Genomic DNA, 24,059 nt, shown 5'->3' on the forward strand with positions numbered 1-24,059 from the left:
CATCCAAAAGCAAAAGACGCAGGGCAGGGAAAAAGGATCTTCTTCTTTGCTGCCTTGCGCCTTTGTCAAAAAAAATAATATCTGAAAAAGATTACAGCGCTTTTATTTTGATGTTACGGTACCATACTTTGTTACCGTGGTCCTGGAGCGCGATGTGGCCTTTGGCGTATTTACCGAAGCCTTTCCAGTCTTTAAATTTACTATTGGCTACCAGTGCGTCCCATTCAGGAGTACCCATGGTTGTTTCCACGGTTTTTACGCCGTTGAGCCAGAGGCTAAGGTGACCATCTTTTTTCACAATTTTGGCGGTATTCCACTGACCTACGGATTTAACCGCTTTCTGTGAGGATTTCACGAGGTCGTAGAGGTCGCCGGCATTGTGTTTGTTGATTTTTCCATCAGGGTGTTTATCATCATCGAGCACCTGCATTTCAGGGCCGGTGAGATAAGTAGCTTTGAATTCAGGATCTTCGTGTACGCTGAAGATGATGCCGCTGTTGCCGCCTTCTGAAATTTTCCAGTCGATGCTCAGCTCGTAGTTTTCGTATTCGCCGTTGGTAACGAGGTCACCGCCGGGGGCGCCGCTTTTTTTGGCGTCCACATCAAATTCGAGTGCGCCGTCCACCACTTTCCAGGCGGGGCTGGCTGCATCTTTCAGGTAGGTATGCCATCCGTTGGTGGTTTTACCATCAAACAGCAGCTGCCATCCTTCCTTTTTCTCTTTGGCAGAGAGGCTATTTACTTTCTGTGCCTTTACCGCTGTAGCGCTGGTGATAGCGCCCAGCATAAAGGCTCCGATGATGATTTTTTTCATTTACTATAGTTGAATGATGATGGAAAAGCCATTATTTTCCGATGGACAGGATGTACTGTACCATTTCTTTGGCATCCTCTTTAGAGACATTTGGATGCGGGAGCATGGCTACTTCACCCCAGTTACCGGAACCGCCTTTGATGACTTTGTCGGCCAGCTTATCCACATTTTCCGGTGTGTTGGGATATTTGCCGGCGATGTCTTTCAGCGCGGGGCCGATCACCTTGATTTCTTCTTTGTGGCAGGTTTTGCAATCGCTTTGTGCCATCAGTTGCTCACCTTTGCTGGCTGGTTTGTTTGCACCCGGAGATACCATGGAAGTGTCTACGGCATTGTTTTCCTGGGTGGTCTTAGTAGTTTCTTGTTCCGCTTTTTTATCACCTCCGCCGCAAGCTGCAAAAAACAGCGCGCTTAATACAAACGGTGCCAGATACCTCTTTTTCATTTTGTGATTTTTTTATTTTGTTATTTGTTTATTTGACTGGTGTTGTGTTGTTTATATGTTTTTCCGTCTGTGTGTTATTTTTTTCGGGGGATGAATATGTTTTGTTCATTCATCCGATAGCTTTCCTTATCGATTTTGACCTGTTTCACCAAGTCAAAATATCAAAATGACTAAATATTAAAATAACTAAATGCCCAATACCCTTTTGTTGAACGCATCATCGGTAGCAGCGCCGGCGAAGTCGTCGAACGCTTTTTCGGTTACGCGGATGATGTGGTCTTTGATAAACGGAGCACCTTCGCGTGCACCGTCTTCCGGGTGTTTCATGCAGCATTCCCATTCCATAACGGCCCAACCGGCAAAATCGTATTGGGTGAGTTTACTGAACACGGATTTAAAATCCACCTGTCCGTCGCCGAGGGAGCGGAACCTGCCGGGACGGTCTATCCATGCCTGGAAGCCGCCGTATACGCCGGAGCGGCCGGTGGGATTAAATTCCGCGTCTTTTACGTGGAACGCTTTTATTTTCTCGTGGTAAATATCGATATATTCCAGGTAGTTGAGGCATTGCAGCACGAAATGGCTGGGATCGTACAGGAGGCATGCCCGGGCATGGTTGCCGGTAGCCTCGAGGAAACGTTCATAGCTGGCGCCGTCGTGGAGGTCTTCGCCGGGATGTATTTCGTAACATACGTCTACACCGTTGGCGTCGAACTCGTTGAGGATGGGCAGCCAGCGTTTGGCCAGTTCAGCGAAACCTGCTTCTACCAGTCCTGCCGGCCGTTGTGGCCAGGGGTACATAGCCGGCGCCCACAGCAGCGCACCACTGAAAGTGGCGTGTGCATTGAGGCCGAGGTTACGGCTGGCTTTGGCCGCATATTTCAGCTGGTCCACGGCCCACTCGGTGCGGGCCTGGATATTATTGTGGTACTGTGCCGGCGCGAAACCGTCGAACATCTCCGTGAAAGCGGGGTTCACGGCTACCAGCTGGCCCTGCAGGTGGGTGCTCAGCTCTGTGATCTCCAGGCCTGCAGCGTTTACAATACCTTTTATTTCGTCTGCGTAGGTTTTACTTTCGGCGGCCTTTTGCAGGTCTATCAGGCGGGTGTCCCAGCTGGGGATCTGTACGCCTTTGAAGCCGATGGAGGCAGCCCATTCGCAGATGGATTTCAGGCTGTTGAATGGCGCTTCATCTCCCATGAACTGCGCCAGGAATATACCAGGACCTTTGATTGTTTTCATATAGTCGTACTTGTTATCGGTGGTATATTAAATGTCAAAATTTGTCCATTTGGCATCGCTTTGTGAGGAGCGCACCACATTATCGATGAACGCCATGCCACGCACGCCATCCGCTACGCTGGGGAAGTCGAGCGACTCCGGTGACGGCTGTACGCCGTCAATTTTGGCGGAGAGGGTTTGTGCGAAGTTGCGGTACAGGTTACCGAAAGCTTCCAGGTATCCTTCCGGATGACCGCCCGGGGTGCGGGTATTGTGGGTCATGTAGGAGGACTGGAAGGTGTAACCACCGCCGGCACGATAGACTTCTGTGGGTTTATCGAGCCATTTCACCAGCAGGGTGTTCGGTTCGTGTTGTGCCCATTCGAGGCCGCCTTTTTCTCCGTATATGCGGATTTTCAGGGCGTTTTCCTCGCCGGCAGCTACCTGGGAGGCCATCAGCACACCCGCAGCGCCGTTGTCGAAGCGCAGCAGCACGGCCCCGTCATCATCGAGGGCGCGGCCAGGCACCATAATGTTCAGGTCGGCGCACAGTTTTTCAATTTTAGCACCGCTGATATATTCAGCCAGATTGGCGGCGTGGGTACCGATATCGCCCATCGCGCCGGCCTTACCGGATTTTTTAGGATCTGTTCTCCAGGCTGCCTGTGCATTGCCTTCCCGCTCACTCATTTTGCTGAGCCATCCCTGCGGATATTCTACCCATACTTTACGGATTTTACCGAGCGCGCCGTCTTTTACCATCTGGCGGGCCTGTTTTACCATTGGGTAGCCGGTGTAGGTGTGGGTGAGCAACAGGGTGAGACCGGTAGCTTCCACTTTGGCCTGCAGTTGTTTGGCTTCTTCCAGGGAGAAAGTGATCGGTTTTTCGATCACTACGTTGAAGCCCAGGTCCAGCGCCATCATGGCTGGTTCAAAGTGAGCGAAGTTAGGAGTGACGATGGTCACGAAATCGAGGCGCTTGTCGGCCGGCATAGCGGCTTCTTTCTGAAGCATGGTTTTGAAATCGAGGTAAGTGCGTTCCGGATCGAGGAACAGCATTTTACCGGATTCCAGGGCTACTTCGTTGTTGATGCTGAGCGCACCGGCTACCAGCTCTATCAGGCCGTCCATATTGGCGGCAATACGGTGAATAGCGCCAATAAAGGCATCTTTTCCACCGCCGATCATTCCCATTCTTAACTTACGGTTCATCTTCAAAAAATTATTTAGGTTTCGTGGTTTTAGTTTAAAATCGCGTTGTGCCTGGGCTGTGCCGGATCAAAAGGCAAGATAGCAGCTACAGACAATATTTGGGTACCGTCCATAACATTTAATCTGCGTGCATGTTTCCCGGAACAGGTATTAGCGGAGAGCATATGACAACCGGCTGAAGTGGTGGTCATCGTGGCATTCCCGGCTATCACTGGTCGGAGGAAAACGGCAGTGCTCCGGAGGAGAGCCCTGACATTACAATCACGGACAAACAGCGCTCAGGCTGTATCTGGTTCGTCATAACGTGGAAGTTTATAATTTAAGAATAACGGCTTTAAAGCCATTAAATTTATAAAAAGTATTTACATATTTTCATCTTTTGACCGTTGGAACGGCATTTTTTTTGAAAATTTCCTTTTCGCCCTGTAATGGGTTATCTTAGCTCCCACTTATGCCTTTCTGACGTTTATTTTTTTATGATTAGCGGGTTATACAGCGAAGAGGTGTTGCAGGGCTTGCAAGCCAGAGACCGTGCGGTATTTGCCCGGGTATACGAACATTTTTACCCCCTCCTTTTTGCTACCGCCCGGAAATACCTGGGAGAACGGGAGCAGGCCGAGGAAGTGGTCCAGGATGTTTTTCTCCGTTTATGGGAGAAGGACTTTGCCCTGGAACATGCTGCTGCGCTGAAAAGTTACCTTTTCCGCGCTGTTATCAATCAGTGTATCAATCATCTGCAGCGTAACCGGCTGTTAGAAACACACCATAATACCATCAGGTATTTACAGGAAGAAAGTTACCTCTGCACTTTCCTGGAAGAACAGGAACTGCGGGAGCGGATACACTATGCTGTGGAACGTTTGCCGGAACAGTGCCGGCGTATCTTCAAGTTAAGCCGCTACAAAGGGCTCAGGAATGCGGAAATCGCCCATGAACTGCAACTGTCTGTAAAAACGGTGGAGAACCAGATGACCATCGCGCTCCGGCAGCTCAAAGCAGCTTTGCTGGACCCACCGGAAAAACCTATATCGGCTGCCGACCGGTTAAAGCTACTGCTGTGGCTTGTTTCAGTCTGAAAATATTAAAATCTGAAAATTTTCAAATTTCTTTTGGGGGTAGGCTTTTGCTGATTTGTCTCAGCTTAAAAGCGCATCCTTTTTTCGTAAGATGACCAAACCAACCGATCATTATTCTTTTATCCTTTTGTGCCTGCAGTCGCCGGAGGATGAGGCATTACAGGCACAACTGGCATCCTGGCTGGCTGCTGACGCCGCGCACCGGGAACTATACAGACAGGTCTGCCTGCTATGGGAGCAGGCGCCCCATGCCGCTTTTTTTGAAGAGGCCGATGCGCCTGCTGCTACCGCCAGGTTTCTGCAGCTGCTGGACCAAACCCAGGCCGCAACGCCGGTAGTACCACTCATCACTGCCCGCCGCCGCTGGTGGCCTGCCGCCGCTGCTGTATTGCTGATAGCCGTGGCTGCCGGATGGTGGCAATATTCACGCACCCGCGTACAGTGGATCGCCAAAACTACCACCGACCATCCCGATTCCGTATTGCTGGCCGACGGCTCTAAAATCTACCTGAACAAACAGGCAACCATCAAATACCCGGCTACTTTCAAAGGAGCGGAAAGAAAAGTGGAACTAATAGCAGGGGAAGCTTTTTTTGATATTACCACTAATCCCGTGTATCCCTTTACTGTAGTGAGCGGCCCGGCAGAGATCCATGTGCTGGGTACCTCCTTCAACGTAAAGGCGGTCAATACCACCATACAGGTATATGTGCTCACCGGCAGCGTGGCCGTGGCGCATCAGCAACATTCCCTCCGTTTGCAGGCCGGCCAGGGCGCCTCCTGCAATACCCGCACCGGGGAAATAAAAGTGGACTCCACTGCCGGTAACAACCAGCTGGCATGGCGTACCCGGGAGCTGCAGTTTACAGATACCTCCCTGCAAGCTGTATGCGAAACCCTTTCCAATGCCTACGGGGTGACCATGGTGCTCGACCCGGCCATCAGCAAGGAACGTAAGCTCAACGCCAATTTCAGCAATAAAACTTTACCGGATATATTACAAACACTGACTGCTTTATATGATTATCAATTTGAACAACTGAACGACACGATATATGTGCACTTGCCCATCAAAAGATAGCGCATAAGAACCATCATTACCAACCAAAATGCTTTAGCCAAAAGCTAAAACGCCTTAGCCATGAGTAAAAATTATCTACGGTACATCACCCGTTGCGGGATCCGTATGTACTGCCCCCTGGCAATGGCTGCCATTCTCCTGTCGGCCTGGCCGGCAAGAGCACAGGATACTTCTCCGCTGAACCGGAAAGTGACTGTGAAAGCCAATAACCAACCTATAGCTGTTGTACTGTCAGAGATCGAAAAACAAACCAATCTGAACTTTGTGTACGATGGTAGCCAGATCAACAGGGCCCAGGCTGTCACCATCCGGGCCAATGATGCGGCATTAAAGAATGTGCTGCACGATATTTTCAGTGATGACGTACAGTATACGATTGTAGGCAACCAGGTGATCGTGAAAAGCGCGCCTGCCCGTGTAGCTGTCTCCGTGACCGTAGGCCGCATGGAACAACAGGACCAGAGCATCCGCCTCCGCGGCTCCGTGTCCCTGCGTGACAGCAAAGGGAATCTGCAACAGATACCAGGCGTCACCATCAGGGTGAAAGGGAAACCATTGGGCACACATACAGATGCCGCCGGGAAATTTGAAATCACTGTTACAGCGAATGATGTGCTGGTCGTTTCATTCGTCGGCTACAAAACGGTGGAAATGCCCGTGAAAGGCGCTTCCAATATCATTCTCGACGAAGACGCTTCTAAAATAAAAGAAGTGGTGGTAACGGGCATCTATGAACGAACAAAAGAAAGTTTCACCGGGTCTGCATCTACCTATACTGCTAAAGAACTGAAACAGATAGGCAACCAGAACGTCATCCAGAGCCTCCGCTCCCTCGACCCCGCCTTTACGGTGTACGAAAATAACCTGATGGGATCCAATCCTAACGTTATGCCCAACCTGGAGATACGCGGTAAAACCAGCGTGCTGGGGATGAAAGAACAGTTTAGTACAGATCCTAACCAACCGCTGTTCATCCTCGATGGTTTTGAAACCAATCTGCGTACCATCGTAGACCTGGACATCAACCGCGTGGAAAGCGTGACCATCCTGAAGGATGCGGCATCCACCGCTATCTACGGCGCCAAAGCCGCTAACGGCGTAATCGTTATCGAAACGAAAAAACCGAAACCCGGTGAACTGCGGGTGTACTATACCACCGATAACAGCATCACCATCCCCGATCTTCATGATTATAACCTGATGGATGCCGCGGAAAAGCTGGAGTTTGAACGTATTTCCGGCAGGTTCCGGCTCAATGAAGGGTTTGAAACAAACCAGACACGGCAAAAGGAACTGGAAATGGTCTATAGTGAACGGCTGGCAGAGGTAAAACGCGGCGTTAATACCTACTGGCTCAGTGAGCCGGTCCGTACCGGCTTTACCACCGGGCATTCCCTTTATGCAGAGGGCGGCGACAACCAGATGCGCTACAGCGTAGGCCTGAACTACAAAAAGATCAACGGCGCCATGAAGGGCTCCGGCCGTGATATCGGTGGTGCCAACGTGAAACTGGTATATCGCAGGAAAAAACTCAGCTTTAATAATAACCTGTCGCTTAACTTTTTTACCGCGAAAGAATCGCCCTATGGCTCCTTTCAGGACTTTGCACAAGCGAGCCCCTATTATCGCAAACGCGATATAAACGGTAATCTGCAGCCCTACCTCGAACTAAGGGCCAATACCGCCTCTTCCGGTACCGATACTACTACCAACCCGTTATGGAACGCCTCCATCGGTAACTCTAATGTTACCCGCAACTTCTCCGTGGTCAATAACTTCATGGCGGAATGGGAACTTAATCAGGATTTTCGGGTAAGAGGCCGCCTGGGCATTACGAAAGAAGAGAGCAAACAGGAAATATTCCTGGATGCCCGTCACACGCAGTTTGCAAAAAAAGTACCTACGGAAAGAGGTAGCTTTTCCGGTTCTCAAACGTCTGTTTTTAACTATGATGGTGAAATAACCGGTATCTATGGTAAACTGATTAAAGACCGTCATCAGATCAACGCGGTGGCTGGCTGGAAGTTCCAGCAGTTCCGGAATACCGGCGACGGTTATACGGTGATTGGCTTGCCGCCGGGTATATCGTCGCCAGCCTTCGCTGCCGGTTATCCTGCCAGTGGTAAATCCACCTCTTCGGAAGCCACCACCCGCAGTACCAGCGCCTACCTCAATGCCGGCTATATGCTGGATGAGCGTTATATGGCTGATGTGAATTTCCGGCTGGATGGTTCCTCTGTGTTTGGGTCCAATCAATTCTTTACCACTTCCTGGTCTGTTGGTTTGTCCTGGAACCTGCATAAAGAGCCGATGCTGGCGGAACTGAGCTGGATCAACTTCCTGAAATTACGTGGTTCCATTGGTACGCCGGGCAACCAGAATTTTTCTACCTACCAGTCGTTTACCACTTACCGTTATAATACCACTGCTGTCAATGATTTTGGTGTAGGGGCGATCATCGATGCCTTTGGCAATCCCAACCTGTTATGGCAGAAAACCTTCGACAAAAACATAGGCGCCGATGTAGTATTGCTGAATAATCGCCTGCGGTTGAACATCGATGTGTATAACCGTGTCACCGATCCGCTGGTGGCCCAGATCAGCCTGCCTTCTTCTGTGGGTGCCACTACTTACATGACCAATCTTGGCAAACAGGTGGGCAATGGTTACAACTTTATGTTCAGTGTGTCACCCTGGTACAAGCCTGAGGAGCGTATCAACTGGAGCGTCAATTTCTCTGCGAAGCACGAAAATGCACGTTATGACAACATGGGTAACAGCCTCGATGTGCTCAATAAAGAGAACCGCACCAAAAACCTGGAACGCTACTACGATGGTGGTAGTCCCACTGCTATCTGGGCGGTGCGTTCCGCCGGCATCGATCCCGGTACCGGAAGGGAAGTGCTGATCAAAAAAGATGGTACCCTGACGTTGAATTATGATGCTGCCGACGAAGTAGTAGTCGGTGATGGCCGTCCCAAACTGGAAGGCATCGCCGGTACCAACTTCAGCTATAAAGGGTTTATGTTGGGCATCTACCTGCGTTACCGCATGGGGGCCGATGTCTTTAATAATGCACTGTATGATAAAGTGGAGAATATTAATTCCACAGACATTCTGTTGAATCAGGACCGCCGTGCATTGTACGACCGTTGGAAGCAACCTGGCGATATCGCCAAATACAGGGCCATTTCAATGACGACTTATGATAATGTGATCGCCGCTAACATTCCGCCCATGACTTCCCGTTTTGTACAGCGGGAGAATATACTGGCCGGTGAGTCGATTAATGTGGGATATGAATTCGCCAACAGCAGGATAAAGCGCTGGCGCATGTCGTACCTGCGGGTGAATGCCTATATGAACGATATCTTCCGCTTGTCTACCATCAAGCGTGAGCGCGGTATAGATTATCCATTTGCCAATACGGTTTCTTTCTCTGTAAGTGCCGGATTTTAATTACTAAATGAAAGAAAAATGAAAAAACGTATACTCTTCAGCGTAATTATACTGGTGGCGGTCACAGGTACCTCCTGCAAAAAATGGCTGGATGTAAAACCCCGCGACAAAGTCATCGAAGGGGTGTTGCTGGAAAATGAAGCCGGGTTTATGACCGCGCTCAACGGCGTGTACCTCGATATGACGGATGAAAAATCCTATGGCGGACAGATGACCATGCAGATGACGGAGATACTGGGCCAGCGATACAATATCGGTGGTGGCCACAAGCAGTACAAACTAGCCTCCTATCAATATACAGAGCCGGAAATACAGACCATGTTTGGCAATACCTGGGGCAGTATGTATAAGACAGTGGCCAATGCCAACAAAATTTTGTCGGTCATCGATGAGAAAAAAGGACTGTTCTCCGGCAACCATTATTCGTGGGTAAAAGGAGAAGCGCTGGCATTACGGGCACTGATCCAGTTCGACCTGTTTCGTTTATTCGGCCCTGTATACCAGCAGGACTCTACGGCGGTAAGCATTCCGTATTATACCTCCTTTACTACCAGGTATGAAGATTATCTTAAAGGCAATGTGTTTTTAGAGAAAGTACTGGCAGACCTGGATGCAGCCGAGGCGTTGTTAAAAGATGATCCCGTGGTGAGCGGCTATACGCTGGGGAGTAAAGACCAGAGTGTCGATGGCGTTGCGTGGAGCTATCGTAATCTCCGGTTGAACTACTATGCCGTAAGGGCCTTGAAAGCGCGGGTGTGTTTGTACCGCAGGGATAAGGTCAGCGCGCTGAAATATGCTACAGAGGTGTTGACCGGAGCCGGTGGCGTATTCCCGTTTGTGACGTTGAATGAGGTACAGGGCGATCCCCGTAACCCCAACCGTGTGTTTTCCAGTGAACTGCTGTTTACCTTACAGGACAGCCGGAGAACAGATAAATACAGAAATTATTTTGATCCGTCGCTGAAAGATCCGGACATCCTGACCGCTGCTCAAACCCGCCTTACTTCCGAGTTTGAAAGTAATACCAATGATTTCCGTTATGGTAATTCCTGGCTGGTGCCCGGTTCCAATCAGAAGAACTACCGCTGTTTTTACAAGTATGCTGATATAGAAGAAACAAGCTTTCGTTTCCGTAACCTGGTACCGATGATACGGCTGTCTGAGTTGTATTTTATTGCTGCTGAGTGTGCGCCGGACCCGGCTGCAGGCATAGCGTACCTCAATGTGGTGCGTCGCAACCGGGGCATCAGCGATGCGCCAGCCAATGCTAATCTTGCCACAGAATTGCTCAAAGATTATAAACGTGAATTCTATGGAGAAGGCCAGATGTTTTTCTATTACAAGCGTAATGCTACCGCCAGCATCCCCGGCGGTACCGGCAGCGGAACGATCACTATGGGTAAAGAAAAGTATGTGCTGCCTATTCCGTTGGACGAATCCCGATTCAGAAACTAATCCAATGTATTTGTTATGATCAAGCATCTTCAATATATCGCCGTAACAGCAGGATTGCTGCTGTTGTTAGCGTCCTGCCGCAAAGCAGAGATACCTACCTATGCTACAGATGATGATGTTTATTTCTCTGTGGTGAGGGCCTTCGTTACCTATGATACCACTATCGTCACGTTTGCTTATACACCATCTGCTACGGATACCACCATGGTCCTGCGAGTGGCGACGCTGGGCAAGCCGGTGAATCGTGAAAGGAATGTGAGTTATCGCGTCATTGATACCAGTGCCAGTGCTGCTGCCCTCCATACTCATTTTGACCTACCGGCCAGGCTGGTGGTACCTCCCGATAGTGTCAACTGCTATCTTCCGGTGGTCTTGCACAAAACACTGGACATGTCTAAACGAACTTTTTCCATCACGCTGCAACTCGAGCCAAACAATGAGTTTAATACCCGCCTGCAGGTATTGGTGAAAGACAAAAACAATAACCTGTTTACTTCCCTTGTAAGGCATGTGATCCTTGTGGATAACCGGCTGAATAAGCCGGCCAAAGGGTGGTATGACGATTTTTTCGGGCCATTCTCTACAAAAAAGATGTTGTTGATGAGTGATTTGCTGGAGTTGCCCGTACTGGAGTTATACACCAAAATCTCCAATGCTGATCCAGGTGGTACAAGGTTCTACGCGAATTACCTGAAAATATACCTAAAAGATATGGAGGCTGCCGGTACGCCTGTATTGGAAGACGATGGTACGCCAATGAAAATGGGTAAATACATGCAATAAAAATGAAAAGGATGAAAACGAACTATATTCAATTGTTATTGGGCGGATGTCTCCTTAGCCTGTGTTTTGCCGCCTGTTACAAAGACAAGGGCAATTATGACTACCATGAAATTAATCAGGTAGACAGTATTGGAGGGATAGCGAAAAACTATCCTGTATTATATGGCGATACGTTGCGTATCGTGCCTCAGATAATGGCTACAGAGGTAAAGGATGATACCAGCCGTTATACTTACCGTTGGGAGGCGCTGATAGAAGGTACTGCCCGTCAGGTCGGGGAAGCGTCCATTGTCACAATTGGCACTAGCAGGAACCTGGCTATCCCGGTGAAATTGAGACCCGCGCCTTATGACGGTTTTTTCCGGGTAAAGGACAAACAGACCGGTGTGGAGTGGTTTAAGCAGTTTAAGCTGGTGGTGCAGTCAGCGGTTTACCAGGGATGGGTAGTGCTCTGCGATGTAAAAGGGGCAGCCCGGTTGGACATGGTGGCCCGTCTCGGGGATAACGACAAGCTGATAACAGACGTATTGGCTTTTACCAATGCCGGTATGCCGGCGCGTCGTCAACCGAAGCAGTTGCTGTTTGCTTACCGTTCTGCCGGTAGACAGTTTTATCTCCGGAGTGGCGATGGGCTGGAACGGATTGATGGAGAAGAGCTGACCTGGAAAAGCACCTATAATATCCGGTATGAAATGATGACGCCGGTAGAAACCAATTTCGCACCGGACTATTTTTTTAATTCGCCAACATCGCCTGGTGTGGATTATGTGGTGGCAGGTGACAGGCTTTTTCACAGGAGCGCGGTGCAGGGGGCTGCCGCTTTTGGTGCACCGGTGAACTATGTAGACGAAGAAAAAACACCCTTCAGGCCAGCGCCTTTCGTTGCCTGTGGGTATACCAACGCCGTGCTGTATGATCAGGACCACCAGCGTTTTGTGGCTCATGACCCGATGTTTGGAACCAGTTGCAGCAGCCTGAGAGACGGGGCCCTGTTTTCTTATAGTACCGGCAAAACCATGGTCTATATGGCTTATACCAACTATAACCGGGGCGATGTATATGCGGTCCTGAAAGATAAAGCCGGTAAATTCTACACATACTGCATGAATATTGGTGGCGCCGGTATTAAACAGAGCTACTATACAGAGATGACCAACGCGCCGGAACTGGACAAAGCGACGGCTTTTGCTGTCAGCAATCAGCTGGGGTATGTGTTCTATGCCACCGGCGGCCGTGTGTACGAATATGATATTTTTACCAATAAAGCCACCCTTATGGCTGATTTGGGAGGAGAGCAGGTGAGTGTGTTAAAATGTCCGCTGTTCAACTCCTACGGAAAGGAATTTTATACGAACCTGTCCAACTCCCTGGTAGTAGGCAGTTACGACCCTGCCCGCCCGGATACGGAGAACGGTTCCATCCGCATCTACAGCATACCTGCCAGAAATGAACAGTTGCAGCTCACCTGGAGCTATACCGGTCTTGGTAAAATTGTGGACCTCGCCTACCGCGAAAGATAAAACCCTTTATGTGACGGATTTGCAGGGAGTTTTACTATATCCTCCCTGTAAGTCCGTTATTCTCAATTATCGACGGAATTCCCGCTTAAATCCCTTCATTTCCCCGAATTTATTCCTAATTTTACCCTCCTTGATAAAGCGGCTACAACAAAACTGACAGCTTGGCAGGCCTGCTTTCCAAGCATAATATTTGAGTAACTGGTATTCTCCGTCTATCCAACACTTCGCCCGCAGCTTCAGTGCCACAGGCCTGGTAGAAAGGAAAAACCAACTGACATAGCTTCAGCCGGGACGGGGAGATGTTACAGAAACTAAAATTGTAATTCGTAATTAAACATTCAATATGTTAGGTTTTTTAACAAAACTTTTTGGAGGGAATAAATCAGACAGAGACATTAAATCTGTCACTCCAATAGTGCAGCAGATCAACGATGAGTATGGAAAGCTGCAATCCCTGCCTATCGACGACCTGCGTCATAAAACCCGGGAATTCCGCGAACGTATCGCTGCCCACCTGGCTGCCATCGATAAAGAAATTGCTGAGAAAAAAGAAGCGGCTGAAGCCGTAGAAGATATAACCGAAAAAGATGTTATTTATCAGGAAATCGACACCCTGAAAAAAGACCGCGACAAACAACTGGAAGTGGTGCTTAAAACCCTCCTGCCGGAAGCATTTGCCGTGGTAAAAGAAACTGCCCGTCGTCTTTCCACCAATCCCACACTCTCCGTTACCGCTACAGACATGGACCGTCAACTGGCCGTGCTGAAAGACTATGTAACGATTGAAGGTGACAAGGCTACCTGGAAAAACAACTGGAAAGCCGCTGGCAACGAGGTGACCTGGAACATGGTGCACTACGATGTACAGCTGATCGGTGGTACCATACTGCATCAGGGTAAAATTGCCGAAATGGCGACCGGTGAAGGTAAAACCCTGGTATCTACCCTCCCGGCATATCTCAACGCCCTCGCCGGCGAAGGGGTGCACATCGTAACCGTGAACGATTACCTGGCACGCCGTGACTCCGAATGGAACGGTCCCCTGTTTGAATTCCTCGGTATCACAGTAGACTGTATCGATAAACACCAACCCAATACACCGGAGCGTCGTAATGCCTACCTGGCAGACATCACCTACGGTACCAACAACGAATTTGGCTTCGACTACCTCCGTGATAACATGGTGCACAGCCCGGACGAAATGGTGCAACGTAAACACCACTTCGCCATGGTGGATGAGGTGGATAGCGTGTTGATTGACGATGCGCGTACACCGCTCATCATCTCCGGTCCTATCCCCCGCGGTGAAGAACAGGAGTTCCATGCTCTGAAGCCACGTATCCAGTACCTGGTGGACATGCAGAAAAAAGCAGCCAACCAATATCTCCTCGAAGCTAAAAAGCTGATCGCTGAAGGTAAAGACGACCCCAAAACCGGTGGTCTGGCCCTGATGCGCGCCTGGAGAGGTTTACCGAAAAACAGCGCGCTGATCAAATATCTCAGCGAGCCGGGTATTAAAGTATTATTACAGAAAGCCGAAAACTACTACCTGGCAGACCAGCAACGCGAAATGCCCAAAGTAGATGAAGGCCTGTTCTTCGCGATAGAAGAAAAACAAAACAGCGTAGACCTGACTGAGAAAGGCATCGGCCTGATCACCCAGGGCGGTGAAGACCCTAACTTCTTCGTGATGCCGGACGTAGGGTCCGAACTGGCGGAGATTGAAAAAATGGCAGTCACACCGGAAGAAAAACTGCAGCGCAAAGAAATGATGCTGCAGGACTACGCCCTGAAGTCAGACCGTATCCACTCCGTACAGCAGCTGCTGAAAGCATATACCCTGTTTGATAAAGACGTGGAATATGTGGTAATGGACGAAAAAGTGAAGATCGTAGACGAACAAACCGGCCGTATCCTCGATGGACGCCGCTACTCCGACGGTCTGCACCAGGCGATCGAAGCGAAAGAAAACGTGAAAGTGGAAGCTGCCACACAGACATTCGCCACTATCACCCTGCAGAACTACTTCCGTATGTATCACAAGCTGGCCGGTATGACCGGTACGGCTTCCACTGAAGCAGGCGAGTTCTGGGAAATCTACAAACTGGATGTGGTAACCATCCCCACCAACCTGCCTATTTCCCGTGGTGACGCGGAAGACCTGGTATACAAAACCAAAAGAGACAAGTATAAAGCCGTTATCGAAGAAATCAAGCAGATGCAGTCAAAAGGCCGCCCGGTACTGGTAGGTACTACCTCCGTGGAAGTGTCTGAGTTGCTGAGCAAAATGCTGACCTTCGAGAAGGTGCCACACAACGTACTGAACGCCAAACAGCACGCCCGTGAAGCACAGATCGTGGCAGAAGCCGGTCTGACAGGCGCTGTGACCATCGCTACCAACATGGCCGGTCGTGGTACCGACATCAAACTGGGCCCCGGCGTGAAAGAAGCAGGCGGTCTGGCTATCATCGGTACAGAAAGACACGAAAGCCGCCGCGTGGACAGACAGTTGCGTGGTCGTGCCGGTCGTCAGGGTGATCCGGGATCTTCCCAGTTCTTCGTATCCCTGGAAGATGACCTGATGCGTATGTTCGGCTCCGACCGTATCGCCGGCCTGATGGACCGCATGGGCTACAAAGAAGGAGAAGTGATCCAGCACAGCATGATCACCCGCTCCATCGAAAGAGCACAGAAAAAAGTAGAAGAAAACAACTTCGGCATCCGTAAACGCCTGCTCGAATACGATGACGTCATGAATAAACAGCGTACCGTTATCTATTCCAAACGTAACCACGCCCTGTTCGGCGAGCGTCTGGCCATCGATATCGACAACGCCTTCTTCGACGTATCAGAAAATATGGTGATCTCCAATAAAGAAACCGGCGACTACGAGGCTTTCAAAATGGATGCTATCATCAACTTCGGCATCGATACCAATATCACCCAGGAAGAGCTGCTCCGTACAGACGTGCCTACGCTGGCTTCTAAACTGTACCACCAGGCAATGGACAGCTACCACCGCAAAGTACAGGACATCACTACCAACACCCTGCCGGTGATCGATCGCATCTACCAGGAACAAGGACACCACATCGAAAACATCTCCATTCCGTTTACCGACGGCAAAAAAGGTGTTAACGTACTGGCCAACCTGAAAAAGGTAGTGGATACCAAAGGCCACGAAACCATGAACGCGCTGGAACGCAGCATTACCCTGGCTCTCATCGACGAAGCCTGGAAAGAGCACCTGCGCGCGATGGATGAACTGAAACAATCCGTTCAGGGCGCCGTATACGAACAGAAAGATCCGTTGCTGATCTATAAACTGGAAGCCTTCAAACTGTTCAAACAGATGGATGGCGAAACCAGCCGCGATATCGTGTCTTTCCTCTGCAAATGCGGTATCCCCGTAAGCCAGGACCAGGGCCGTCAGGAAGAACAAATCCGTGAAGGCTATGAAGAGAAAACAGACATGAGCCGGATGCGCGCTTCCCATGAAGATATCGTGGAGCAACAGCATAACGGTCATCAGGCAGCTCCGGAATACGATGTGCCTGAAGAAAAGCAGGAGCCGGTAAGAGTAGGCCCCAAAGTAGGCCGCAATGACCTCTGTCCCTGCGGTAGTGGCAAGAAATTCAAAAACTGCCACGGCAAAGACCTCTAATAGTTGATATTACGACATAACCAAGGCGGATTACGGATGTAGCATTCTCAAATGTGAAATACGTAATCCGCTTTATTTTTGCCGGTTTCCGTTCTCATCCGGTAATTGTTTATTTTTGGCTTCGATTTATGCAAATCTCATGAAGATAAACAGATACATTGACCATACGATTTTAAAGCCCACTACCACACTCGAGGATATTAAGAAGCTGTGCATGGAATGTGTGGAATACGATTTTGCTGCGGCCTGTGTGCCCCCGCCCTATGTGAAAGTAGCCAAACAGTTTCTGGGCGCCACCAATACCAAAGTGGCCACTGTCATCGGGTTCCCATTCGGTTATTCCGCTATTGAAGCTAAAGTGGCTGAAACAGTATTGGCTATTGTAGACGGTGCTGACGAGCTGGACGTGGTGATCAATATCTCTGCACTTAAAAACAACGACTGGGAATATCTCGAAAAAGAGATCGCCAACCTGATGTATATCGTCCGCGAAAAGAAAAAGGTGATCAAGATGATCATCGAAAGTGGCATATTATTGGAAGAAGAGATCGTCAAATGTTGCCAGCTCTACAGCAAATACGGGGTAGATTTTGTAAAGACTTCCACCGGATACGCTGAAAAAGGCGCTACAGTAGAAGCGGTGAAACTCATGAGAGCCAACCTGCCCGATAATATACAGATTAAAGCTTCCGGCGGTATTCGTACCTTTGCTTTTGCGAAGGAGCTGATAGAAGCCGGTGCCACCCGCATAGGTGCCAGTGCCAGCGTTAATATCGTGAAGGAAGGCGGAGAAGACACTGCTCATTCAGATTATTAATTTTTAATTATACAGTATTCATGCAAAAATTATTCATCCTGGTTTGCTGCCTGTTGGGAAGTAGCTGGGCCATGGCGCAGGACTACACTGCGTCCGGCAATGGTTCGGTAAAAGTGATCAAGGATAGCCGGTTGGACGTGCTGATCAGAAAACAGATCTACATCAACACCCTGGCTATTCGTAACCAAAATGGTTTCCGGGTACAGGTGATCTCCACCAACAAACGCGGCGATGCCAATGAAGCCAAAGCCCGGGTAATGCAGTTGTACAACGATTATCGTACTTATCTGGATTATCAGGCCCCCTATTTTAAAGTGCGCGTAGGCGATTTCAAAACCCGCGAAGAAGCGAGCGAGTTGCGCGATAAGCTCTCCAGCCTCTTCTCTGGCGGCGTATTTGTCGTTCCAGCCGTCATCAACGTGTCACCGGATAAAGAACTGTCGAATGAAGAACCGTATTAAAGAGTTGGCCAAAGCCTATGCACCTGCTTTTATAGACATCAGGCGTCATATTCACTCCCATCCCGAATTATCCTTTCAGGAACATAAAACCTCCGAATTTATCCAGCAGCAACTGGATAAATTCGGTGTGCCTTATAAAGCCGGTATTGCCGGTACGGGTATTATTGCCCTGATAGAAGGTAAAAATCCGTCCTCCAAAACCATCGCGCTCCGTGCAGATATTGATGCGCTGCCGATCACCGAGGCCAACGATGTATCTTATAAGTCCGTAAACAACGGCATCATGCACGCCTGCGGCCACGATGTGCATACTACGGTGGTGCTGGGCGCTACCAAAATACTGCATGAGCTGAAAGATGAACTGGAAGGCACTATCAAGATCCTGTTCCAGCCCGGGGAAGAAAAACATCCCGGCGGCGCCAGCATCATGATAGAAGAAGGCGCACTGGAAAATCCACGTCCTGATGCTATCCTGGGCCTGCATGTGCATCCTTCCATGGAGACTGGTAAACTGGGGTTCTGTGCAGGAAAATATATGGCCAGTGCCGACGAGATTTATGTCACCATCAAAGGTAAAGGCGGGCACGCCGCCCAGCCGCACCTTACGGTAGACACCATCCTGGTGGCTTCGCAGCTGGTGGTGAGCCTGCAACAGGTGATTTCCCGCAATAACAATCCGTTCTCCCCGTCTGTATTGTCCATCTGTGCTTTCAACGGAGGGTTCACAACCAATGTGATCCCCAGCGAAGTTAAGCTGATGGGCACTTTCAGGGCCATGGATGAAACCTGGCGTTTTAAAGCCCATGAGCTGATCCGCAAACAGGCGGCTGGTATCGCTGAGGCCACCGGCGCTGAAATTGAGATGGATATATTGGTGGGTTACCCTACCCTGTATAATAACGAAGTGGTTACCGCTAAAGCAAGGGAACTGGCGGAAGATTATATCGGCAAAGAACAGGTGGAAGATACCGAGCTGCGTATGGGCGCAGAAGATTTTGCGTTTTATTCGCAGATCGTACCGGCCTGCTTCTTCCGGCTGGGGACCGGTAACAAAGAGAAAGGTATTACCTCCGGTGTGCATACACCTACCTTCGATGTAGACGAAAGAGCCATCGAAATTGGCATGGGTACCATGGCTTACCTGGCCACACAATTCTGATCGTTATAATAATAAAAAAGAGCGTCCTGATAAACATCAGGACGCTTTTTTTATATAGTGATTAACTTTTGTGATGACAGAGGGGGAGTGAAAAATCTTCCTCGTGTTATGAATCTATAAAATCGTATATTCTAAGACGTTAGTTTTTATTTTATTTCTTTGATTTTTTGCAGCACTTTTTCGGAGAGCTCTATTTCCTGCAGGCTGTCTACCTGTATATGTCCCCGTTGATAGGCGCCTTTAAAATGAAGCTTGGAGCCTTTGCCCAGCGCGATGTTTACGCTGTCTGCCGTGGTTTCTTCGTTGACCAGCAGTGTGCCTCCCTGTCCGCCGGAAAAAGAAAGCGTACCTACCTGGTTGTTGTTGACATAAGCTTCTACATTCGGACCAGCTGTGATGGTCAATGAAGGTATCTGGTAGTTGTTGATCCTTACATGGGAAGAAGGCGCTATTACCTGCGTGATACTGGGGGCTTTAAGCTCCAGGTTACTGGCATTGAACACCGTGAGTATCAAAGTATCGGCAGCATAACTAACCAATACGCTGTCGGTAACGTCTTTGGTCAGGGTATAGTTTTTATTAGCTACAATATTAATGAAGCCGGAAGCCCAGGTGCTTCTGACGGTGGTTTCACTGGTGGTTTCGCCGTTAAGTGTACGGGCCTGGCGTACACGGGTTTCATTCAGCGTGTCATACTGAGGATGACCGGAAGCTGAAAGGATCTTTACCACCTGGAAAGGCTGCAGTGTGATGGTGGTGAGCTGTTCAGCAGGTCTTCTTTTGCCAAATGTGGAATTAGTAATCCCATTGGCGAAATTGGCACGCAGCACAATATCGGTACACAGCATCAATAACACGAGCGAACCGAAGAAGCCGAGTAATAATTTATTGCTGGTTTTCATGTTATTTGAAATTAGATTTTTTAAATTTTTCGTAATACGGTTTCAGTTCATCCACATCAATATCAAGCAGATACATACTGCGGAAGAGGGTGGGCAGCTCGTTGGTGATAAACGAGTCTTTTTTGAACTGCCTGATTTTTTTGACAGCATCACCACTGATGAAATAACCGATACCTCTTTTATTGTAGATGATCTCCTGTTGCTGGAGCAGCTCACAGGTGCGCATGACTGTATTGGGATTGACTTCCAGCAGAACGGCCAGCTCCCGGACGGAGGGGATGCGTTCTTCCGGTTGCCATTTGTTCAACAGCACCTGTTCGCATATATAGTCTGCGATTTGCAGATAAATGGCTTGTGAGTCTTTAAATTCCATTTCGCAATGTTTTAGATTTCCTTGTCTTTTAACCGGAAATAGGCAATAGTCCAGAGAACGGGGACCAGTACATATTGAGCGATGAACGCATAACTGTGGACCATCTTGTCTGAAATAATAAATACATCGGTATCAAATTTGCCGCCGCGGGCTCCTACCAGCAGGAAGGGGACGTTTTGAAACGGTGTTTGCGTATGGCCTGCAAACAGTATCCAGACAACCAGCGTATTCAGCAGATATAGCACTAGGAGTACGAGCAGGTTGGCCACGAGCGTTTTAATGAAAGCCAAACGGGAAAAGGATACGGCGCCCAGTAAAAAAATGGCCTGGAGCAGGATATAGGCAAAATAGATATAGATATGACCATCCTGCTTGTCAAAGAAATTCCAGTCTATCAGTATGCCGGCGTCGTGTCTGATAACAGACACCTGGTTGAGGAACAGCAGTGCTGAATAAGCGGCGATATGATATACAAGGAGGTAACCAACAGTGGTGATCAGGAAAATAGTGATGAATTTCTCAAAATGAGAGGCGGGCAACATCAGAAAGTGACTCCCTTTTTCCTTGCTGGCGAGATCGCTGAAAGCCATACTGGTGAATAACAAACCGCCAAAGAAAAGACCGAAGTAATAGAAGCCGACCACTTCGCCCAGGTTCCCGGGAGAGTTATCAGTGAGCAGCATAAAGGTGGGTATCAACATTAGCAAGCCAAAGATAGAGAGTGCCCCCAGCAGATACGATTTCCACGATGCCAGCATGTGGTATTGGAAATAATAGCCCAGGCGGCGGAAATCCAGGACGTTATTAGTTTGCATGTGTTTAATCAGTTAAAGAGTTCTTGAATGGGTTGGCGGTTGGAGAGGATAGCGTTAAACAGCAGCTCCATGTCGATCTTGCTTTGTTCCATGTTTTCATTTTTCATGATCACGGAGTGGCCGCGCAGACTGCTGTCGGCGTACAGAATAGGCAGACGGTCGTCCAGCTGTGCCAGCAGTTTGAAGCTCAGTTTATCCGTTACCGTGCCTACATCCTGATGGAAGATGATTTTGTGATCATCGATGATGACGATGCTGTCTATCAGGTTATCGAGGTCTCTCACCTGATGGGTGGAAATCACCATGCATTTATCATCTGTAACGGCGGCGGCCATTACTTTACGGAACTGGCTCTTGGAGGGGATGTCCAGCCCGTTGGTGGGCTCGTCCATGATGAGCACTTTCGTGTTGGTGGCCAGGGCAAAGCTGATGATGACTTTTTTCTTCTGGCCGTAAGACATGTTGGTCAGCTGCTGGTCCTGTGGGATCGCAAATTCCTTCAGGTAGCTGTAAAAGGCCTGTTCATCGAAACGGGGATAGAAAGGGGCATTAGCGATAACATAAGTACGGATGCTGACTTTGGGCAAAAAGAACTCTTCCGGTACCAGGAATATTTCCCGGAGGAAAGCAGGTTGCCTTTTGGCCGATTTATAACCCATTACCTCACAGGTGCCCCTGTCGGGGAATAACAAACCGGCTATCTGCTTAAGCAGGGTGGACTTGCCAGCACCGTTTTTGCCGAGGAGGCCATATATATGACCTGCCTCCAGATGCAGGCTGAGATCCTCGAACAGGGGCCTGTTGGGGCGGTAGCTGAATTTCAGGGATTGGATGTTAATCATATCGTGTGATTTAGTGTACTACTTAACTAGTACACTATAAAAGTACGACTTCCGTTGAGAAATCAAAATTTTTTTTTGGGAGATGGGTGGGTGTTTGAAAAGGAGAATTGAAAAAATGATGCGAAATCGAATCGTGCATGGGGTTTCAGCACGGTAATGATGGGATGAAATATGGGAATTCACCTACAATTTTTCCCAGGTTCCCAGGGCTAAAGCCCTGGGCTACGTTGTTGTTCAGGTTCTTTTACTGTAATGATCCGTTAGGAGTTGGGGTCTGGGTTTCTGTGTCTGGTTTTTATTCTTTTAGCGTAACGATCTCTTAGGAACTGGATTTATGTTTCTGTACCTGGTTTTCATTCTTTTACTGTAATGATTCCTTGGAAACTGGATTTGGGCTTCTGTACCTGGTTTTCGCGGAATAATCTTGTTAAATAAAAAAGCCAACCTGTACGATGAATATCCCATAGAAAGCGGATTTGAACAACAACGTAGCCCAGGGCTTTAGCCCTGGGAACCTGGGAAAATCGCGAATGTATCCCCACCATCCGGGGATTGCATTATAAAATAAAAAAGGCTGACCTTACCGGTCAGCCTTTCTATAATAGTGTGTGATAATTCTAGAGTTCCGGATACAGCGGGAACTGCTGCATGAAACCATTCACTTCACCTCTTACTTTGGTGATAAGGGCTTCGTTGTCAGCATCCATCAGCAGTTGATCGATCCAGTCTACGATCTGCTCCATATGACCTTCTTTCAGGCCGCGGGTGGTGATCGCAGGAACGCCCACACGGATACCGGAAGTGATAAAGGCAGATTTATCGTCGAACGGCACCATGTTTTTGTTGGCAGTGATTTCTGCTTTCACCAGGGTTTGTTCTGCTTTTTTACCAGAGATATTTTTATTGCGCAGGTCAATCAGCATCAGGTGGTTGTCTGTACCGCCGCTGATGATCTGGTAGCCTCTGTTTACGAAGCTTTTAGCCATGGACTGGGCGTTTTTCAGGACTTGTTTGGCGTATACATCGTATTCGTCAGACAGGATTTCGAAGAAAGACACCGCTTTGGCAGCAATAACGTGTTCCAGCGGGCCACCCTGGATACCAGGGAATACAGCGGTATCGATGAGGGAGCTCATGAGGCGGATTTCGCCTTTCGGTGTTTTCAGGCCGAACGGATTTTCGAAGTCCTTGCCCATCATGATCATACCGCCGCGGGGGCCGCGCAGTGTTTTATGGGTAGTAGTAGTTACGAAATGGCAGTGTTCAAATGGTGAGTTGAGCAGTCCTTTGGCGATAAGGCCGGCAGGGTGTGCAATATCAGCCAGTACGAAGGCGCCTACCTGATCAGCGATCTCGCGGATACGTTTGTAGTCCCAGTCACGGCTGTAAGCAGAAGCACCGCATACGATCAGTTTTGGTTTTTCGCGGTTGGCGATTTCCTCCATTTTATCGTATTCTACGAGGCCGGTTTCTCTGTTAACGCCATAGAAATGAGGCTCATAAAGCTTTCCGGAGTAGTTTACAGAAGAACCGTGGGTCAGGTGGCCGCCCATGCTCAGGTCCAGGCCGAGGATTTTGTCACCAGGCTGCAGGATAGCGAGCATTACTGCTGCATTGGCCTGTGCGCCGGAGTGAGGTTGTACGTTGGCATAAGCAGCACCAAATATTTGTTTAGCCCTGTCGATAGCCAGTTGTTCGCTCTGGTCCACGATTTCGCAGCCGGCGTAGTATCTTTTGCCAGGGTAGCCTTCGGCGTATTTATTCGTCATCACATTACCCATGGCCTGCATTACCTGCAAGCTGGTAAAGTTTTCAGATGCGATCAATTCGATGCCATGGCGCTGACGCTCCAATTCCTGGCGGATAATATCAAATATTTGCTGGTCTCTTTGCATGATGCCTTAAAATTTGCTGCAAATTTAGAATAACTCCTGATGAAATGCAATTCAGAGATTTAGGG

Annotated in this window: 19 protein-coding genes; 10 read left to right on the forward strand and 9 right to left on the reverse strand. The window is 49.0% G+C overall.

The window, feature by feature from the left end; all coding sequences use genetic code 11:
- Nucleotides 1-91: 91 nt before the first annotated feature.
- The 4 genes from HHL17_RS05955 to HHL17_RS05970 form a co-directional block, all read right to left on the reverse strand.
- The gene (locus tag HHL17_RS05955) at nucleotides 92-814 is read right to left on the reverse strand and encodes a 3-keto-disaccharide hydrolase (RefSeq protein ID WP_169223846.1); all 723 of its coding nucleotides are present in this window, start codon (nucleotides 812-814) and stop codon (nucleotides 92-94) included.
- Nucleotides 815-845: 31 nt separating this feature from the next.
- The gene (locus HHL17_RS05960) at nucleotides 846-1,259 is read right to left on the reverse strand and encodes a c-type cytochrome (protein ID WP_169223847.1); all 414 of its coding nucleotides are present in this window, start codon (nucleotides 1,257-1,259) and stop codon (nucleotides 846-848) included.
- A 186-nt stretch (nucleotides 1,260-1,445) separates the two neighbouring features.
- Complete coding sequence (locus tag HHL17_RS05965; RefSeq protein ID WP_169223848.1) at nucleotides 1,446-2,501, reverse strand: sugar phosphate isomerase/epimerase family protein; 1,056 nt, start codon at nucleotides 2,499-2,501, stop codon at nucleotides 1,446-1,448.
- A gap of 27 nt (nucleotides 2,502-2,528) precedes the next feature.
- On the reverse strand, nucleotides 2,529-3,692 hold the full coding sequence (locus HHL17_RS05970; protein WP_169223849.1) for a Gfo/Idh/MocA family protein: 1,164 nt from the start codon (nucleotides 3,690-3,692) through the stop codon (nucleotides 2,529-2,531).
- Nucleotides 3,693-4,168: 476 nt separating this feature from the next.
- Between HHL17_RS05970 and HHL17_RS05975 the strand changes: the two genes are divergently transcribed.
- From HHL17_RS05975 to HHL17_RS06020, 10 genes are all read left to right on the forward strand, one after another.
- Nucleotides 4,169-4,768, forward strand: a complete 600-nt coding sequence (locus tag HHL17_RS05975; protein ID WP_169223850.1) for an RNA polymerase sigma-70 factor — start codon at nucleotides 4,169-4,171, stop codon at nucleotides 4,766-4,768.
- Nucleotides 4,769-4,859: 91 nt separating this feature from the next.
- The gene (locus HHL17_RS05980) at nucleotides 4,860-5,849 is read left to right on the forward strand and encodes a FecR family protein (protein WP_169223851.1); all 990 of its coding nucleotides are present in this window, start codon (nucleotides 4,860-4,862) and stop codon (nucleotides 5,847-5,849) included.
- A gap of 60 nt (nucleotides 5,850-5,909) precedes the next feature.
- A complete protein-coding gene (locus HHL17_RS05985) occupies nucleotides 5,910-9,308 on the forward strand; it encodes a SusC/RagA family TonB-linked outer membrane protein (RefSeq protein ID WP_169223852.1) in 3,399 nt (1,132 codons plus the stop codon).
- A gap of 18 nt (nucleotides 9,309-9,326) precedes the next feature.
- Nucleotides 9,327-10,763, forward strand: coding sequence for a RagB/SusD family nutrient uptake outer membrane protein (locus tag HHL17_RS05990; RefSeq protein WP_169223853.1), 1,437 nt, complete (start codon nucleotides 9,327-9,329; stop codon nucleotides 10,761-10,763).
- Between the two features lie 15 nt (nucleotides 10,764-10,778).
- The gene (locus tag HHL17_RS05995; protein WP_169223854.1) at nucleotides 10,779-11,546 is read left to right on the forward strand and encodes a DUF4843 domain-containing protein; all 768 of its coding nucleotides are present in this window, start codon (nucleotides 10,779-10,781) and stop codon (nucleotides 11,544-11,546) included.
- Nucleotides 11,547-11,557: 11 nt separating this feature from the next.
- A complete protein-coding gene (locus HHL17_RS06000; protein ID WP_169223855.1) occupies nucleotides 11,558-13,066 on the forward strand; it encodes a PKD-like family lipoprotein in 1,509 nt (502 codons plus the stop codon).
- Nucleotides 13,067-13,409: 343 nt separating this feature from the next.
- On the forward strand, nucleotides 13,410-16,730 hold the full coding sequence (secA, locus tag HHL17_RS06005; RefSeq protein ID WP_169223856.1) for a preprotein translocase subunit SecA: 3,321 nt from the start codon (nucleotides 13,410-13,412) through the stop codon (nucleotides 16,728-16,730).
- 139 nt (nucleotides 16,731-16,869) lie between these two features.
- Nucleotides 16,870-17,547: a deoxyribose-phosphate aldolase gene (gene deoC, locus HHL17_RS06010; RefSeq protein WP_169223857.1), complete on the forward strand. Its 678-nt coding sequence runs from the start codon at nucleotides 16,870-16,872 to the stop codon at nucleotides 17,545-17,547.
- A gap of 20 nt (nucleotides 17,548-17,567) precedes the next feature.
- Complete coding sequence (locus tag HHL17_RS06015; protein ID WP_169223858.1) at nucleotides 17,568-18,008, forward strand: SPOR domain-containing protein; 441 nt, start codon at nucleotides 17,568-17,570, stop codon at nucleotides 18,006-18,008.
- Nucleotides 17,992-19,167: a M20 metallopeptidase family protein gene (locus HHL17_RS06020; protein ID WP_169223859.1), complete on the forward strand. Its 1,176-nt coding sequence runs from the start codon at nucleotides 17,992-17,994 to the stop codon at nucleotides 19,165-19,167. The genes HHL17_RS06015 and HHL17_RS06020 overlap by 17 nt, the downstream gene beginning before the upstream one ends.
- 146 nt (nucleotides 19,168-19,313) lie before the next feature.
- Here HHL17_RS06020 and HHL17_RS06025 read toward each other — a convergent pair whose 3' ends face one another.
- From HHL17_RS06025 to HHL17_RS06045, 5 genes are all read right to left on the reverse strand, one after another.
- Nucleotides 19,314-20,069 (reverse strand): hypothetical protein, encoded by a 756-nt coding sequence (locus HHL17_RS06025; protein WP_169223860.1) that lies wholly within the window; start codon nucleotides 20,067-20,069, stop codon nucleotides 19,314-19,316.
- Between the two features lies 1 nt (nucleotide 20,070).
- On the reverse strand, nucleotides 20,071-20,442 hold the full coding sequence (locus HHL17_RS06030; protein WP_169223861.1) for a GntR family transcriptional regulator: 372 nt from the start codon (nucleotides 20,440-20,442) through the stop codon (nucleotides 20,071-20,073).
- Nucleotides 20,443-20,453: 11 nt separating this feature from the next.
- On the reverse strand, nucleotides 20,454-21,257 hold the full coding sequence (locus HHL17_RS06035; protein WP_169223862.1) for a hypothetical protein: 804 nt from the start codon (nucleotides 21,255-21,257) through the stop codon (nucleotides 20,454-20,456).
- Between the two features lie 8 nt (nucleotides 21,258-21,265).
- Nucleotides 21,266-22,099, reverse strand: a complete 834-nt coding sequence (locus tag HHL17_RS06040; RefSeq protein ID WP_169223863.1) for an ABC transporter ATP-binding protein — start codon at nucleotides 22,097-22,099, stop codon at nucleotides 21,266-21,268.
- Between the two features lie 617 nt (nucleotides 22,100-22,716).
- The gene (locus HHL17_RS06045) at nucleotides 22,717-23,994 is read right to left on the reverse strand and encodes a serine hydroxymethyltransferase (RefSeq protein ID WP_169223864.1); all 1,278 of its coding nucleotides are present in this window, start codon (nucleotides 23,992-23,994) and stop codon (nucleotides 22,717-22,719) included.
- Nucleotides 23,995-24,059 lie beyond the last annotated feature (65 nt).

It is taken from the genome of Chitinophaga fulva (genome assembly GCF_012927205.1).
Taxonomy (GTDB): Bacteria; Bacteroidota; Bacteroidia; order Chitinophagales; family Chitinophagaceae; genus Chitinophaga; species Chitinophaga fulva.